Source organism: Xanthomonas sp. LMG 12461 (assembly GCF_009192935.1).
In the GTDB taxonomy this organism is placed as follows: Bacteria; Pseudomonadota; Gammaproteobacteria; order Xanthomonadales; family Xanthomonadaceae; genus Xanthomonas_A; species Xanthomonas_A sontii.
On the sequence record NZ_NQYT01000021.1, the window covers coordinates 21,516 to 38,573 of the forward strand.

The 17,058-nt window shown below is 67.5% G+C and carries 11 protein-coding genes; 6 read left to right on the forward strand and 5 right to left on the reverse strand.

The features are described 5' to 3' along the window. Positions 1–9: 9 nt before the first annotated feature. Genes acnB through CEK68_RS05930 form a run of 3 tightly spaced genes read right to left on the reverse strand, consistent with a single transcriptional unit; the run spans position 10 to position 3,321 of the window. Positions 10–2,601 (reverse strand): bifunctional aconitate hydratase 2/2-methylisocitrate dehydratase, encoded by a 2,592-nt coding sequence (gene acnB, locus CEK68_RS05920; protein WP_152180622.1) that lies wholly within the window; start codon positions 2,599–2,601, stop codon positions 10–12. A 52-nt stretch (positions 2,602–2,653) separates the two neighbouring features. Beyond that, positions 2,654–3,061, reverse strand: coding sequence for a type II toxin-antitoxin system VapC family toxin (locus CEK68_RS05925; RefSeq protein ID WP_017908728.1), 408 nt, complete (start codon positions 3,059–3,061; stop codon positions 2,654–2,656). Further along, positions 3,058–3,321 carry an AbrB/MazE/SpoVT family DNA-binding domain-containing protein gene (locus tag CEK68_RS05930; RefSeq protein WP_010343322.1) on the reverse strand — a complete coding sequence of 88 codons (264 nt, stop codon included), beginning with the start codon at positions 3,319–3,321 and terminating at the stop codon, positions 3,058–3,060. Before CEK68_RS05930 ends, CEK68_RS05925 begins: the two co-directional genes overlap by 4 nt. Before the next feature lie 149 nt (positions 3,322–3,470). On the opposite strand from CEK68_RS05930, the gene acnA reads away from it, so the two are divergent. After that, positions 3,471–6,227, forward strand: a complete 2,757-nt coding sequence (acnA, locus tag CEK68_RS05935; RefSeq protein WP_152238838.1) for an aconitate hydratase AcnA — start codon at positions 3,471–3,473, stop codon at positions 6,225–6,227. Positions 6,228–6,294: 67 nt separating this feature from the next. On the opposite strand, the gene CEK68_RS05940 is transcribed toward acnA, so the two are convergent. Beyond that, positions 6,295–7,839: a BCCT family transporter gene (locus tag CEK68_RS05940; RefSeq protein ID WP_152238839.1), complete on the reverse strand. Its 1,545-nt coding sequence runs from the start codon at positions 7,837–7,839 to the stop codon at positions 6,295–6,297. Positions 7,840–8,006: 167 nt separating this feature from the next. On the opposite strand from CEK68_RS05940, the gene betI reads away from it, so the two are divergent. From betI to CEK68_RS05965, 5 genes are all read left to right on the forward strand, one after another. Next, positions 8,007–8,597 (forward strand): transcriptional regulator BetI, encoded by a 591-nt coding sequence (betI, locus tag CEK68_RS05945; protein ID WP_152238840.1) that lies wholly within the window; start codon positions 8,007–8,009, stop codon positions 8,595–8,597. Between the two features lie 39 nt (positions 8,598–8,636). After that, complete coding sequence (betB, locus tag CEK68_RS05950; RefSeq protein WP_017913892.1) at positions 8,637–10,109, forward strand: betaine-aldehyde dehydrogenase; 1,473 nt, start codon at positions 8,637–8,639, stop codon at positions 10,107–10,109. Positions 10,110–10,199: 90 nt separating this feature from the next. Beyond that, on the forward strand, positions 10,200–11,882 hold the full coding sequence (betA, locus tag CEK68_RS05955) for a choline dehydrogenase (protein WP_152238841.1): 1,683 nt from the start codon (positions 10,200–10,202) through the stop codon (positions 11,880–11,882). A gap of 230 nt (positions 11,883–12,112) precedes the next feature. Continuing rightward, complete coding sequence (locus CEK68_RS05960; protein WP_152238842.1) at positions 12,113–13,795, forward strand: long-chain fatty acid--CoA ligase; 1,683 nt, start codon at positions 12,113–12,115, stop codon at positions 13,793–13,795. Positions 13,796–13,944: 149 nt separating this feature from the next. Continuing rightward, positions 13,945–14,814, forward strand: coding sequence for a crotonase/enoyl-CoA hydratase family protein (locus CEK68_RS05965; protein WP_017908735.1), 870 nt, complete (start codon positions 13,945–13,947; stop codon positions 14,812–14,814). Positions 14,815–14,880: 66 nt separating this feature from the next. On the opposite strand, the gene CEK68_RS05970 is transcribed toward CEK68_RS05965, so the two are convergent. Next, the gene (locus CEK68_RS05970; RefSeq protein WP_150411295.1) at positions 14,881–17,058 is read right to left on the reverse strand and encodes an ATP-binding protein; all 2,178 of its coding nucleotides are present in this window, start codon (positions 17,056–17,058) and stop codon (positions 14,881–14,883) included.

Below are 17,058 nucleotides of genomic sequence, written 5' to 3' on the forward strand. Positions count from 1 at the left end.
CCGGGGCGATCAGGCCGCGACCGTCGCGGCCACGTCCTGGTAGTCCTGGATCTGATCGAAGTTCATGTAGCGATAGATCTGTTCGCCACTGGTCTTGATCACGCCCACGTCGGCCATGTACTCGTCCTTGGTCGGGATGCGGCCCAGGCGCGAGCAGATCGCCGCCAGTTCCGCCGAGCCCAGGTACACGTTGGTGTTGCGGCCCAGGCGGTTGGGGAAGTTGCGGGTGGAGGTCGAGAACACCGTGGCGCCCTCGCGCGCCTGCGCCTGGTTGCCCATGCACAGCGAGCAGCCCGGCATTTCCATGCGCGCGCCGGCGGCACCGAAGGTGCCGTAGTGGCCTTCCTTGGTCAGCTCCGAGGCGTCCATCTTGGTCGGCGGCGCGACCCACAGGCGGGTCGGGATGTCGCGCTTGCCTTCCAGCAGCTTGGCCGCGGCACGGAAGTGGCCGATGTTGGTCATGCACGAACCGATGAACACTTCGTCGATCGCCGCACCGGCGACGTCGGACAGGGTCTTCACGTCGTCCGGGTCGTTCGGGCAGGCCACGATCGGCTCGTGGATGTCGGCCAGGTCGATCTCGATCACCGCCGCGTACTCGGCGTCCGCATCGGGCTCGAGCAGCTGCGGGTCGGCCAGCCACTCCTCCATCTTCTTGATCCGCCGCGCCAGCGAACGCGCGTCGGCATAGCCTTCGGCGATCATCCACTTCAGCAGGGTGATGTTGCTGGTCAGGTACTCGACGATCGGCTCCTTGTTCAGGCGCACCGTGCAGCCGGCGGCCGACCGCTCGGCGGAGGCGTCGGACAGTTCGAACGCCTGCTCCACCTTCAGCTCCGGCAGGCCTTCGATCTCCAGGATACGGCCGGAGAAGATGTTCTTCTTGCCCTGCTTGGCCACGGTCAGCAGGCCCTGCTTGATCGCGTACAGCGGGATCGCGTTGACCAGATCGCGCAGGGTCACGCCCGGCTGCATCTGCCCCTTGAAGCGCACCAGCACGCTCTCGGGCATGTCCAGCGGCATGACGCCGGTGGCGGCGGCGAAGGCCACCAGGCCGGAACCGGCCGGGAACGAGATGCCGATCGGGAAGCGGGTGTGCGAGTCGCCGCCGGTGCCGACGGTGTCGGGCAGCAGCATGCGGTTGAGCCAGCTGTGGATCACGCCGTCGCCCGGACGCAGCGACACGCCGCCGCGGGTGGAGATGAACTCCGGCAGGGTGTGGTGGGTCTTGACGTCCACCGGCTTCGGATACGCCGCGGTGTGGCAGAACGACTGCATCACCAGATCGGCGGAGAAGCCCAGGCAGGCCAGATCCTTCAGCTCGTCGCGGGTCATCGGGCCGGTGGTGTCCTGCGAGCCGACCGAGGTCATCTTCGGTTCGCAGTAGGTGCCCGGGCGCATGCCCTGGCCTTCCGGCAGCCCACAGGCGCGGCCGACCATCTTCTGCGCCAGCGAGAAGCCCTTGCCGGTGTCCGGCGGGTCCATCGGCAGGCGGAACAGGGTCGAGGCCGGCAGGCCCAGGAACTCGCGCGCCTTGGCGGTGAGGCCGCGACCGACGATCAGCGGGATACGGCCGCCGGCACGCACTTCGTCGAACAGCACGTCCGACTTCATCGCGAACTCGGCGATCACCTGCCCGTTCTTCAGCGCCTTGCCCTCGTACGGACGCAGTTCGACCACGTCGCCGTGCTCCATCTGCGACACGTCCAGCTCGATCGGCAAAGCGCCTGCATCTTCCATGGTGTTGTAGAAGATCGGCGCGATCTTCGAACCCAGGCACACGCCGCCGAAACGCTTGTTGGGGATGTACGGAATGTCCTCGCCGGTCCACCACAGCACCGAGTTGGTCGCCGACTTGCGCGAGGAACCGGTACCGACCACGTCGCCGACGTAGGCGACCAGGTGGCCCTTGGCCTTGAGGTCGGCGATGGCCTGGATCGGGCCGCGCTTGCCGTCTTCTTCCGGCTCGAACGGCGCGCCGTCGCGCTTGTTCTTCAGCATCGCCAGCGCGTGCAGCGGGATGTCCGGGCGGGTGGTGGCGTCCGGCGCCGGCGACAGGTCGTCGGTGTTGGTCTCGCCCGGCACCTTGAACACGGTGATGGTCAGACTCTGCGGCACTTCCGGCTTGCTGGTGAACCACTCGGCCTCGGCCCAGCTCTGCAGCACGGCCTTGGCGTGCGCATTGCCGGCCTCGGCCTTTTCCTGCACGTCGTGGAAGGCGTCGAAGATCAGCAGCGTGTGCTTGAGGCCCTCGGCGGCGACCGCGCCCAGCTCGGCGTTGTCCAGCAGTTCGACCAGCGGATGGATGTTGTAGCCGCCGAGCATGGTGCCCAGCAGTTCGGTGGCGCGGGTGGGCGAGATCAGCGGGGTGGTCTCGCTACCGAAGGCGACCGCGGCCAGGTACGAGGCCTTGACCTTGGCGGCGTCGTCGACGCCGGCCGGCACGCGCTGGCTCAGCAGCTCGACCAGGAACTGCTCCTCGCCGGCCGGCGGGTTCTTCAGCAGTTCGATGACCTGCGCGGTCTGCTGCGCGCTCAGCGGCAGCGGCGGGATTCCGAGCGCGGCGCGCTCTGCAACGTGGTGGCGATAGGCTTCCAACATGCGGGTTCTCCGGAAAAATACGGTGGGGATGTGCGGTAGCGGCGGCGCGGCGTCAGCCGGCAGGCTTGGGGACGATGATCTTCAGGCCTTTGAAGTAATCGCGGAAAAAACGGTCGTCGTGGGTGATCAGGCCATCGCATTGCAGCAGCGCATGCGCACCGATCAGGAAATCGGCCACCACCCGCTCGCGCTTGCCGCCACGGGCGCGGAAGCGGCGCTGCATCTCGCCGGCGCGCAAGGCCGACTTGGCCTCCAGCGCGCTGAAGCGGATGCTCATGTCCTCCAGCACCGACAAGGCCTCGGCACCGTCGCGCAGCGCGCTGCAGACTTCGGCCAGGACGATGTCGCAGACCACCACCGGGCCGGTGCTCAGGCACTGGCGCAGGCAGGCTTCGGTGGCATCGGCCTGCGGGCCGTCGGCCAGCAGGTCCACCAGCACGGACGAGTCGATGGCGATCATGCGCCGGCGTCGGGCTCGGGTTCGAACGGATCGCCCGGGGCGCGGCCGCGGATCGCGCGCATCGCCTCGTCGGTGCTGGCGAAGCCGTCGAGCTTGAAGCGGCCGCGGGCGCGCGAGATGGCATCGTCCACGCTCTTGCGCAGGATGATCCGGCCGCCGTCCAGTTCCACCTTCAGGATGGTGCCCTTGCTCAGGCCCAGCGCATCGCGCACGGCCTTCGGCAGGGTGATCTGACCGCGTTCGGCGACAGTGGCTTCCATGGGACGGGCTCCGCAAGGTATGTACGAATTTTACATACTTGAAGCGTCATACTCAAGCCCGCATACAGCGGCGGTCACACCTGCCATACACACTGAATCGGTCAGAATGACCGCAGTCCCTACAGCCGCGACGCCATAGGAGTTCCGTGATGAGCGATTCCTTTTCCACCCGCGCCTCGCTCGAGGTCAACGGCCAACGCTACGCTTACTACAGCCTGCCCAAGCTCGCCGAGCGCTTCGATATCGCCCGCCTGCCCTACTCGCTGAAGATCCTGCTGGAAAACCTGTTGCGCCACGAAGACGGCGGCGTGACCGTGGGCAAGGACCACATCGAGGCAGTGGCCAAGTGGGATCCCAAGGCCGAACCCGACACCGAGATCGCCTTCATGCCGGCGCGCGTGGTGCTGCAGGACTTCACCGGCGTGCCCTGCGTGGTCGACCTGGCGGCGATGCGCGATGCGGTGGTCAAGCTCGGCGGACGCCCGGAGCAGATCAACCCGCTGATCCCCTCGGAACTGGTGATCGACCATTCGGTGCAGGTGGACGTGTTCGGCAAGCCCGACGCGCTGGACCTCAACGGCAAGATCGAATTCCAGCGCAACAAGGAACGCTACGGCTTCCTGCGCTGGGGCCAGAAGGCCTTCGACAACTTCAAGGTGGTGCCGCCGAACACCGGCATCGTGCACCAGGTCAACCTGGAACACCTGGCACGGGTAGTGATGACCGGCGAGCGCGACGGCGAGGCGATCGCCTACCCGGACACCGTGTTCGGCACCGACAGCCACACCACCATGATCAACGGCATCGGCGTGCTCGGCTGGGGCGTGGGCGGCATCGAGGCGGAAGCGGCGATGCTCGGCCAGCCCTCGTCGATGCTGATCCCGCAGGTGGTGGGCTTCAAGCTCACCGGCAAGCTGCCCGAAGGCGCCACCGCCACCGACCTGGTGCTGACGGTGACGCAGATGCTGCGCAAGCACGGCGTGGTCGGCAAGTTCGTCGAGTTCTTCGGCGACGGCCTGCAGCACCTGCCGCTGGCCGACCGCGCCACCATCGGCAACATGGCGCCGGAGTACGGCGCCACCTGCGGCATCTTCCCGATCGACGCCGAATCGCTGACCTATCTGCGCCTGTCCGGGCGCAGCGAGGAGCAGATCGCGCTGGTCGAGGCCTACGCCAAGGCGCAGGGCCTGTGGCACGACGCCGACAGCGCGCATGCCGAATACAGCGCCGTCCTGGAACTGGACATGGGCGACGTCAAGCCGTCGCTGGCCGGCCCCAAGCGCCCGCAGGACCGCGTGCTGCTGGAAGACATGCAGCGCAACTACCGCGACAGCCTGGTGCCGTTCGCCGACGCGCGCGCCAAGCGCCGCAGCGATGCCGTGCAGGAAGACCGGCTCAAGAACGAAGGCGGCGGCACTGCGGTCGGCGCCCAGGCGGCGCATGCGCAGGACGCCGAGGCCAGCGGCGCCGGCTGGCAGCTGCGCGACGGCGCGGTGGTGATCGCGGCGATCACCTCCTGCACCAACACCTCCAACCCGGCGGTGATGCTCGGCGCCGGCCTGCTCGCGCGCAATGCCGTGGCCAAGGGCCTGAAGGCGCAGCCGTGGGTCAAGACCTCGCTTGGGCCGGGCTCGCTGGTGGTCACCGACTACCTGAAGAAGGCCGGGGTGATGCGCGACCTGGAGCAGCTCGGCTTCTACGTGGTCGGCTATGGCTGCACCACCTGCATCGGCAACTCCGGCCCGCTGCCCGAGGACGTCTCCGCGGCGATCGCCAAGGACGACCTGGTGGTGGCCTCGGTGCTGTCGGGCAACCGCAACTTCGAAGGCCGCGTGCATCCGGAAGTGAAGATGAACTACCTGGCCTCGCCGCCACTGGTGGTCGCCTATGCCATCGCCGGCACCACCGACATCGACCTGACCCGCGACCCGCTGGGTACCGGCAGCGACGGCCAGCCGGTGTACCTGCGCGACATCTGGCCGAGCAACAAGGAGATCGGCGACGCCATCGCCGCCACGGTCGGCCCGGAAATGTTCAAGCAGAACTACGCCGACGTGTTCAAGGGCGACAGCCGCTGGAACACCATCGCCTCGCCCGATGGCGAGCTATACGCGTGGGACGGCGCCTCCACCTACATCAAGAACCCGCCCTACTTCGACGGCATGACCATGCAGGTCGGCCGCATCGAGGACGTGCACGGCGCGCGCGTGCTGGGCCTGTTCGGCGATTCGATCACCACCGACCACATCTCCCCGGCCGGCAACATCAAGAAGGACTCGCCGGCGGGCCGCTTCCTGCAGGAGCGCGGCGTGCAGCCGGCCGACTTCAACAGCTACGGCAGCCGCCGCGGCAACGACGACGTCATGGTCCGCGGCACCTTCGCCAACATCCGCATCAAGAACCTGATGTTCGGCGGCGAGGAAGGCGGCAACACCCTGTACCACCCGCCCGGTGGCGGCCAGCCGGAAAAGCTGGCGATCTACGACGCGGCGATGAAGTACAAGGCCGACGGCGTGCCGCTGGTGGTGATCGGCGGCAAGGAGTACGGCACCGGCTCCTCGCGCGACTGGGCGGCCAAGGGCACCAACCTGCTCGGGGTCAAGGCGGTGATCGCCGAGAGCTTCGAGCGCATCCACCGCTCCAACCTGGTCGGCATGGGCGTGCTGCCGCTGCAGTTCCTGCAGGGCCAGAACGCGCAGTCGCTGGGCCTGGACGGCTCGGAGGTGTTCGAGATCACCGGCCTGCAGGACGGCGCCAGCAAGCGCGCCCAGGTCAGCGCGACCAAGGCCGACGGCGCCGTGCAGACGTTCGAGGTGGCGGTGATGCTGCTGACGCCGAAGGAAGTGGAGTACTTCCGCCACGGCGGCCTGCTGCAGTACGTGCTGCGGCAGTTGGCTGCGCGCTGATCGACCCGGCGGTTTGCGACAGCGGAAGCCCGGCCCCCGCGACTGCGCGGGGGCGCTGCGCGGTGGCTCAGGGCGCGTCCTCGTCGCTGCGCAAGGCGCGCAGCAAGCCGATCATGTACAGCACCAGGATGAACGAGAACGGCAGGCCGCACAGCACCACCGCGGTCTGCATCGCGGTGAAGTTGCCGGCCAGCAACAGTCCGATGCTGGCCACCGTGATGCCCGCCGCCCAGAACACGCGCAGCCAGATCGGCGCATCGTGCTCGTCCTCCGTGCCGCCCTCGACCCGACGCGTACACAGGTTGGCGATCATCAAGGTGCCCGAATCCACCGGGGTCAGGAACAGCACGAAGCCGATCACCACCGCGGCGCCGGCCACGTACGGCGCGGCGGGCAGATATTCCAGCAGCTTGAACAGGGTCATCGCCGCATCGTGCTGCGCCACCTGGCCCAGAACCGCCTGGCCATGGTTGAGCACCAGATCGATCGCGGTGTTGCCGAAGATCGACAACCACGCCAGGGTGAAACCCAGCGGGATCAGCAACACCCCCAGAATCACCTCGCGAATGGTGCGGCCGCGCGAGATCCGGGCGACGAACAGCCCCACGAACGGCGCCCAGGCGATCCACCACGCCCAATAGAACAGCGTCCACGAGCCGAGCCAGGTGCGCCCGTTGCGATCGTTGAGATACATCTCGAAGCTCTTGCGCACGAACGCGGCCAGATAGTCGCCGGTGTTCTGCACCAGGCCGTCCAGCAGGTGCAGGGTCGGCCCGGTGCACAGCACGAACAGCAGCAGCACGCACAGCAGGCGCACATTGAGGTTGGACAGCCAGGCGATGCCCTTCTCCACCCCGGCGACCACGCCCAGCGTCGCCACCGCCATCATCGCCAGCACGATCAGCACCAGCACCTGCGGGGTATTGGGCAGGCCGAACAGGTAGACCAGGCCCGATTGCAGCACCAGCGCGCCGATGCCCAGGTTGGTGACCATGGAGATCAGCGTGGCCAGGATGCCGAAGCCATCCACCATGTCGCCGATGCGGCCATGCACGCGGTCGCCGAAGACCGGCTGCAATGCCGAGCGCAACGCCAGCGGCAGGTTGCGGCGATAGGCGAAATACCCCAGCGCCACGCCCACCAGCGCGTACAGCGCCCAGCCGTGCAGCCCCCAGTGCAGAAAGGTCAGCACCAGCGCCTCGCGCGCGGCCGCCGCGGTGCCGCCAGGCTGTCCGGGCGGGCTCAGGAAATGATCCAGCGGCTCGTAGGCACCGTAGTACAGCAGCGCGATGCCGATACCGGCGGAAAACAGCATCGACACCCAGGCCACGTAGCCGAACGCCGGCACTTCGTCGTTGCGGCCCAGGCGGATGCGCCCGTACGGCGAAGCCGCCAGCCACAGCACGAACCCCAGGCACGCCACGATCAACACCATGTACCACCAGCCGAAACCGGCCGACACCCCGGCCTGCGCCCATTGCAGCCAGTGTTCGCTGGCCTCGGGGAAGAGCGCGGTGAGCAGCCCGAGCACGCCGATGGACAGCGATGCGCTGAAGAACACGAAGCGATTCAGGCGCAGGGCCGAGCGCTTGGGAGGAGCCTGGAAAGACATGCAGTTGTCTCATCGGTCCGGATGGGCGCATGGGCAAGGCCGGACCGGAAACCGGGCCCATGGCGTGGGGGCGGGTGCATCGTATGGTTTATTGATTGAACGTTCAATCAATAAAAAGCATAATGGCCGCCAGCCGATCCCGTGGGATCGAAGACCGTGGAGCCGCGATGCCCAAGAAAGGCGTGGAACCGATCCGCCGCGAGCAGCTGATCCGTGCCACTTTCCAGACCATCGACGAGATCGGCATGGCCGATGCGACCGTCGCCACCATCGCCAGGAAGGCCGGGCTTTCCAGCGGCATCGTCGCCCACTACTTCGGCGACAAGGACGGCCTGCTCAATGCCGCGATGCGGCAGATCCTGCGCGATCTGCGCGCCGCGGTGTCGCGCTGCCGCGGCGCGTCCGAGGAAACCCCGCGTGCGCAACTGCGCGCCATCGTCGATGGCAATTTCGACGACAGCCAGGTCAACGGCGCGGCCATGCGCGTCTGGCTGACCTTCTGGGCCGCGAGCATGCACCAGCCGGAACTGGCGCGGCTGCAGCGGGCCAACGATCAGCGCCTGTTCTCCAACCTGTGCCATCAGTTCAACCGGGCGCTGCCGCGGGCGCAGGCGCGCCAGTCCGCGCGCGGGCTGGCCGCGATGATCGACGGCCTGTGGTTGCGCGGCAGCCTGGTCGGCGCCGCCTTCGATACCGGCAAGGCGCAGCGCATCGCCTACGAATACATCGACTTCCAACTGCGGGCCGACACGCCCTGACGCGCGCCTGCCGCGCCCACCGCCTTTCCAGGAGCCCCCATGACCGCCCTTCCCGTCCAACAGCTCTACATCCACGGTCGCCTGGTCGATGCCAGCAGCGGCAGGACCTTCCAGACCGTCAATCCGGCCAACGGCCAGGTCCTGGCCGAGGTGCAGATCGCCAGCCAGGCCGACGTCGAGCGCGCCGTGCAGAGCGCGGCCGCAGGCCAGAAGGTCTGGGCCGCGATGACCGCGATGGAGCGCTCGCGCATCCTGCGCCGCGCCGTGGATCTGCTGCGCGCGCGCAACGACGCCCTGGCCCGGCTGGAAACCCTGGACACCGGCAAGGCGCTGAGCGAGACCACCAGCGTGGACATCGTCACCGGCGCCGACGTCCTGGAGTACTACGCCGGCCTGGCCACCGCGATCGAAGGCATCCAGTTGCCGCTGCGCGCATCGAGCTTCTTCTACACCCGCCGCGAGCCGCTGGGCGTGGTCGCCGGCATCGGTGCCTGGAACTATCCGATCCAGATCGCCCTGTGGAAATCGGCCCCGGCGCTGGCCGCGGGCAACGCGATGGTGTTCAAGCCGTCCGAAGTCACCCCGCTGAGCGTGCTGGAGCTGGCCAAGCTCTACACCGAGGCCGGCGTGCCGGACGGCGTGTTCAACGTGGTGCAGGGCCCGGGCCGCGAGATCGGCAACTGGCTGACCGAGCATCCGGCGATCGAGAAGATCTCCTTCACCGGCGGCGTGGCCACCGGCAAGAAGGTGATGGCCGCCGCGGCCGCCTCCTCGCTGAAGGAAGTGACCATGGAACTGGGCGGCAAGTCGCCGTTGCTGATCTGCGACGACGCCGACCTGGACCGCGCCGCCGACATCGCGGTGATGGCCAACTTCTTCAGCTCCGGCCAGGTCTGCACCAACGGCACCCGCGTGTTCGTGCCGCGCCGCATGCTGGCCGCGTTCGAGGCGGCGCTGGTCGAGCGCGTGCAGCGCATCCGCATCGGCGACCCGATGGCGGCCGCCACCAACTTCGGCCCGCTGACCAGCTTTGCGCACATGGAGAATGTGCTGCGCTACATCGACAGCGGCAAGGCCGAAGGCGCGCGCCTGCTGATCGGCGGCGGCCGCGCCAGCGCAGGCGCGCTGGCCGACGGTGCCTACGTGCTGCCGACCGTGTTCTCCGACTGCCGCGACGACATGCGCATCGTCAGGGAAGAGATCTTCGGGCCGGTGATGAGCCTGCTCGCCTACGACGACGAGGAAGAGGCGATCCGCCGCGCCAACGCCACCAGCTTCGGCCTGGCCGCCGGCGTGGTCAGCAAGGACATCAGCCGCGCCCACCGCATCATCCACCGCCTGGAAGCCGGCATCTGCTGGATCAACACCTGGGGCGAATCGCCGGCCGAAATGCCGGTCGGCGGCTACAAGGAATCGGGCGTCGGCCGCGAGAACGGCCTCTCGACCCTGGCCCACTACACCCGCGTCAAGTCGGTGCAGGTCGAACTGGGCGACTACGCCAGCGTGTTCTGAGCCGCGCCCCCCTCGTCCGGCCGACGCGCCGATCCGACCTTCCGCCGGGACGCCTGCGCGCAGCGCGCCCCGGCCTGCTGGAGAACCGTCATGAAGACTGCCCAAGCGTACGACTACATCATCATCGGCGCCGGCTCGGCCGGCAACGTGCTGGCCACGCGGCTGACCGAGGATGCCGATGTCAGCGTGCTGTTGCTGGAAGCCGGCGGCCCCGACTACCGCCTCGACTTCCGCACCCAGATGCCGGCCGCGCTGGCCTTCCCGCTGCAGGGCCGGCGCTACAACTGGGCGTACAAGACCGACCCGGAGCCGTTCATGAACCACCGCCGCATGGACTGCGGCCGCGGCAAGGGCCTGGGCGGCTCCTCGTTGATCAACGGCATGTGCTACATCCGCGGCAACGCGATGGACTACGACAACTGGGCCGGCATGCCGGGCCTGGAAGACTGGACCTACCTGGACTGCCTGCCCTATTTCCGCAAGGCCGAAACCCGCGACATCGGTGCCAACGACTACCACGGCGGCGACGGTCCGCTGCGCGTGACCACGCCCAAGTCCGGCAACAACCCCCTGTTCGCGGCGATGATCGAAGCCGGCGTGCAGGCCGGCTACCCGCGCACCGACGACCTCAACGGCTACCAGCAGGAAGGCTTCGGCCCGATGGACCGCACGGTGACGCCGCACGGGCGCCGCTCCAGCACCGCACGCGGCTACCTGGATCTGGCCAGATCGCGGCCGAACCTGACCATCGTCACCCACGCGCTGACCGACCGCATCCTGTTCTCCGGCAAACGTGCCATCGGCGTGCAGTGGCTGCGCAACGACGTGCTGCAGCACGCCACCGCCCGCCGCGAAGTGCTGCTGTGCGGCGGCGCCATCGCCTCGCCGCAGATCCTGCAGCGCTCCGGCGTCGGCCCGGCCGACCTGTTGCGCGGGCTGGACATCGAGCTGGTCCACCACCTGCCCGGCGTCGGCGCCAACCTGCAGGATCACCTGGAAATGTACCTGCAGTACGAATGCAGGCAGCCGGTGTCGCTGGCACCGGCGCTGAAGCTGTACAACCAGCCGGCGATCGGTGCGCAATGGCTGTTCCTGGGCACCGGCATCGGCGCCAGCAATCAGTTCGAGGCCGGCGGCTTCATCCGCAGCCACGAGGACTTCGCCTGGCCGAACCTGCAGTACCACTTCCTGCCGGTGGCGATCAATTACAACGGCTCCAACCCGATCAAGACGCACAGCTTCCAGATGCACGTGGGGTCGATGCGCTCGCCCAGCCGCGGCCGCATCCACATCGTCTCCAAGGACCCGCGTCAGCATCCGAGCATCCTGTTCAACTACATGTCGCACGAACAGGACTGGCGCGAGTTCCGCGCCGCGGTGCGGATCACCCGCGAGATCTTCGCGCAGCCGGCGCTGGCGGCGTACAGCGGCCGCGAGATCTCGCCGGGGAGCGAACTGCGCAGCGACGCGCAGATCGACGCGTTCGTGCGCGAACACGCAGAGACCGCCTACCACCCGTCGTGCTCGAACAAGATGGGCCACGCCGACGATCCGATGGCGGTGGTGGACGGCCAGGGACGCGTGCACGGCCTCGAAGGCCTGCGCATCGTCGATGCCTCGATCATGCCGCAGGTGGTGACCGGCAATCTCAACGCGCCGACGATCATGATCGCCGAGAAGCTGGCCGACCGCATCCGCGGCCGCCAGGCGCTGCCACGCAGCACCGCGCCGTACTACGTCGCCGATGGCGCACCGGTGCGCCGCACGCGCTGAGCCGGACCTAACCCGCGGTGGCGCTGCCGCCGGGCTGCGCGTGGCAGCATTGCTCGGGCCGGCACCGCCCACGCGCGCGCGCCAGTGGTGGCCGCGCGCCGCCGACGCGGCGCCGCAGCCTGCGGCCCTGCCCTGTTCGCCTTTGCCCTACGGAACGGTATGCTGCTGTCGTCGGTTCTGATGGATACTGTCCGCGCCGCACACATCACTACGTTTCCTGGAGGGGGAATATGAGTCTGGATCGTCCGTGGTTGCAGAGTTATCCGGCCGGCGTTGGCGCCGACATCAACGTCGACGAGTACCGCTCCGTCGCCGCGGTGTTCGAAAGCTCCGTGGCCAAGTTCGGAGACCGCCCCGCCTACTGCAACTTCGGCAAGACCCTGACCTACCGCGAGGCCGGCGAACTGGCCCGGCAATTCGCCGGCTACCTGCTGGGCGAACTGCAGCTCAAGAAAGGCGACCGCGTCGCCCTGATGATGCCCAACTGCCTGCAGTACCCCATCGCCACCTTCGGCGTGCTGCTGGCCGGCATGACCGTGGTCAACGTCAATCCGCTGTACACCCCGCGCGAACTGCGCCACCAGCTGATCGACTCCGGCGCCAGCGCCCTGGTGGTGATCGACAACTTCGGTACCACCGTGCAGGAAGTGATCGCCGATACCCCCGTCAAACAGGTCATCACCACCGGCTTGGGCGACATGCTGGGCTTCCCCAAGGGCCCGCTGGTCAACTTCGTGCTGAAGTACGTCAAGAAGCTGGTGCCGGACTACGACATCCCCAACGCGATCCGCTTCCGCGACGCGCTGACCCTGGGCCGCCTGCACACGCTGCCTCAGATCGACATCGAACCGGACGACATCGCCTTCCTGCAGTACACCGGCGGCACCACCGGCGTGGCCAAGGGCGCCATGCTGACCCACCGCAACCTGGTCGCCAACATGCTGCAGGCCGGCGCCTGGATCTCGGCGACCGGCAAGCTGGAGGAAGGCAAGGAAGTCATCATCACCGCGCTGCCGCTGTACCACATCTTCGCGCTGACCGCGAACGGGCTGGTCTTCATGAAGCTCGGCGGACTCAACCACCTGATCAGCAATCCGCGCGACATGCCGGGCTTCGTCAAGGAGCTGCAGAAGACCCGCTTCACCGCCTTCACCGGCGTCAACACCCTGTTCAACGGCCTGCTCAACACCCCCGGCTTCGACAAGGTGGATTTCTCTTCGCTGAAGTTCACCCTCGGCGGCGGCATGGCGGTGCAACGCGCGGTGGCCGAACGCTGGAAGCAGGTCACCGGGGTCACCCTGGTCGAAGCCTACGGCCTCACCGAGACCTCGCCGGCGGCCTGCATCAACCCGCTGACCCTGACCGAATACAACGGCGCGATCGGCCTGCCGATCCCGTCCACCGACGCCTGCGTCAAGGACGACCAGGGCCAGGTCCTCGCCCATGGCGAGGTCGGCGAGCTGTGCATCCGCGGGCCGCAGGTGATGAAGGGCTATTGGCGCCGTCCGGAGGAAACCGCCAGCGCCATCGATGCCGACGGCTGGCTGCACACCGGCGACATGGCGCGGATGGATCCGCAGGGCTTCTTCTACATCGTGGACCGCAAGAAGGACATGATCCTGGTGTCCGGCTTCAACGTGTATCCGAACGAGGTCGAGGACGTCATCGCGATGATGCCGGGCGTGCTGGAAGTGGCCGCGGTCGGCGTGCCGGACGAAAAATCCGGCGAAGCGGTCAAGGTGGTGATCGTGAAGAAGGACCCCAACCTGACCGCCGACGAGGTGAAGGCGCACGCCCGCGCCAACCTCACCGGCTACAAGCATCCGCGCATCGTCGAGTTCCGCAAGGAGTTGCCCAAGACCAACGTGGGCAAGATCCTGCGGCGCGAACTGCGCGACGCGCCGCCGCAATAAGCAGGTCCGACGGGCGCCCACGCGGCGCCCGTGCAGGCGCTGGCGGGGCGAGTTCCGGCCGCGGCACCCGGGTGTAGCATCCGCCGGGTGGAAACGCACTCGCCCGCTGCGCCACGCCATCTCCGCGGGCGTCTTTCCGAGAGCCCGCCATGAGCACGATCGACACGCTGCCCCGTACCCGCGCCTACTCCAGCATCCGCATCGATGCGGACGGCGACGACGATAGCCATTGGCTGTACATGCATGCGAATCCGCAACTCGGAACGCGTCCCTGCTTCCATAGCCAGATGCTCGATGACGTCCTGGCAGCGCTGGAGGTCATGACGACGCGATCGCAGGCGCCCAGGAAGAGCGCGCTGCAGCATCTGGTCATCGCCTCGGACGCCAATGTCTTCAACCTCGGCGGCGATCTCGCGCTTTTTTCCGACCTCATCCGCCGCAAGGACCGTGCGCAACTGCTCGACTACGCCTATCGCTGCGTCAGCGGCGTCCACCAACTGCATCGCGGCCTGTCGGGCGATGTGCGCACCATCGCTCTGCTGCAAGGCGATACGCTGGGCGGGGGGCTTGAGATGGCGTTGGCCTGCCACACCATCGTTGCGGAGGAAGGCGTCACCATGGGCTTGCCCGAGGCGATTTTCGGGCTGATTCCCGGCATGGGCGCTTATTCGTTCCTGTGCAAGCGCGTCGCTCCGCATGTCGCCGAACGGATCATTCTGAGCGCCGACCTCTACAGCAGCGAGCAGATGCATGCGATGGGCATCGTCGATGTGCTGGTCCCGCGGAATCAGGGCATCGACCGCGTGAAGCAACTCATCCACGACCAGCGCCGCAACCCGCAGTCGTACCTGGCGATGAACGCCGTGCGCAATCTGGCGCAACCCGTGACGCTGCAGGAACTGCAGGCGATCACCGACATCTGGGTCGACTCCGCGTTGGCGTTGGACGAGAAATCGCTGCGCACGATGGATCGGCTGGTACGCGCGCAGACCCGGCGTGCGCGGGACGTCGCAGCCTAGGGCAAGACGTCAGCGGTCTGCGATCAGTGGTCGGCCCGGTGCCATGCCCGGGCCCTACTGCGGGCGTCAGCGCAGCTCGTTCTCTTCGGAACTCGCGCTGCGGCGCGCGCGCGCCTCGAGTACTTCCCTGCCCTCGGTCAGACTGGCATTGAGTGCCATCAATCGGGAGCGCCATTCGCTGCGCATCTGCCATTCCGCCATCTGCATCAGTTCGCCACCGAGGCTGGCCAACCGGATCAGGCCCAGATTGCTCGCCACGCCCTTGATCGCGTGGGCATGTTCGCGCAGGCGCTCCCAATGCTCCGCGTCACCTGCGATCTGCATGCCGCCCAGACAGCCTTCGGCGTCGTTGAGGCACTGCGAAATGAACTCGCGCTCGAATCCCTCGCCCATGCCCAGCCCGGCCAGTTCGTCGAGCACAGAGGAATCCAGCACCCCTTCGGCGCTGGCACTCAACTGCCTGACCTGAGCCTCGCCCGAACCGCGCAGACGTCCTTCCACCGCGATGTCGGCCAGGGTATCCAGCAAACGGCTGGCCACCACCGGCTTGGCCAGGAACGTGTGCGCACCGGCCTGCTCGCAACGCTGGATCGCATCGGGCGTGACGTCCGCGCTGAGCACCACCACAGGCGTTCGCGGGCCGCCAGCCTGCATGATCCGCAACTGCTTCAGCATGTCCAATCCGCTCATGCCCGGCATGTGCAGATCGACGATGACCCCGTCGAACTCGCTCTCCGCCAAGGCGTCCAGCACCGATTCGGCCCCTTCGACGCAGATCGGACGGTGACCGGCCTTCTGCAGCAGTCGCTGCAGCACCATGCGATTGGCGGCATGATCGTCGGCCACCAGAATGCGCATGCTGCGGATGCGTGCACGGTGGCGCAGGAAGGGATCGGAAAAGGCGATGACGTTCCCGGGCTGACCGTTTTCCTCGGGATGTTCGGCGGCAGCCGCTTCCGTTTCCGGCGCTTCCTCGACGCTGCTCGCGGCGATCTCGAAAGGCAGATCGAACCAGAACCGGCTGCCGCGCGGCAGGTTCTCCTGATAACCGATACTGCCGCCCATCGATTCCACCAGGCCTTTGGCGATCGTGGTCCCTAGCCCGGTGCCCTCGTAGCGCCGGGCCAGCCCCACATCCGCCTGCTCGAACGCATCGAACAACCGCGATCGCATCGATTCCGGCACCCCGATACCGGTATCGACAATATCGAAACTCAGCCACGTCCGCTCCGCGTCGCTGCGCAGCAGCTTGACCCGCACGTCGACGCGACCGGAATCGGTGAACTTGATCGCGTTCCCGGCCAGATTCAGCAGCACCTGGCGCAGGTGACCCGCGTCGCCCAGCAGATGGTTCGGCGCTTCGGCAGCGATGTCGACGAAATAGCCGATCGCCTTGGCCCGCGCCTGCGGCTGCAGGATCAGCCCGATCTGCTCCACGGTCTCGCGCAGCGAGAAGGCGCTCTTGTCGACGCGGACCTTTCCGGCCTCGATGGCGGAGATGTCCAGCACCTCTTCGACCAGCGAGAGCAGGCTCTTGGCAGAGGCCTGGATGGTGCTGACGCACTCGCGCTGCTCGGCATCGAGCCTGGTTGTCGACAGCACCTCGGTCATGCCCGAGAGGCCATTGAGCGGCGTGCGGAACTCGTGGCTCATGTTGGCCAGAAAGCGGCTCTTCGCCTCGTTGGCGCGCTGCGCTTCCTTGGTCGCCTGGGTCAATTGCCGCAGCAGCCCAGACAGATAGAGCGGCACCGCCAGCAGGCCGACGACCAGACCGATCCCCAGCCCAAGGTTGTTACGCCAGTAGGGTGTCACCAGCACGGTGGTGCCGAAGCTGGTCACCCCCATGGCCACCGCCAGATACAGATACCGGTTGCCGTAGCGCAAACCGTTGCCGACCGTCACCCACAGCACCACGACGTACATCCAGGCCAGCGGCTCGCCCATGCCGATCATGGCCGCGGCGATCAGGCCGTAGTCGGCGATCATGCCGATGATCCGTCGCGTGTCGCAACGCTCCGGCCGCCACAGCAGCCAGGCCAGCACGCCCAGCGACAGCACCAGACCGGAGGACACCACGGCGACCACGTTCAAATACTCGCGCATCGGCAAGGTCGCCCGCGGGCCCGGAAGCAGCACGTAGCTCAGGATGATGGAGATCAGGACGATCCGCACCAGGGCCTGCGCATGCTCGGTATCCTTGCGCTCCGCGAACCGTTGCCGCACCCACGTGATCGCCGAGGTCAT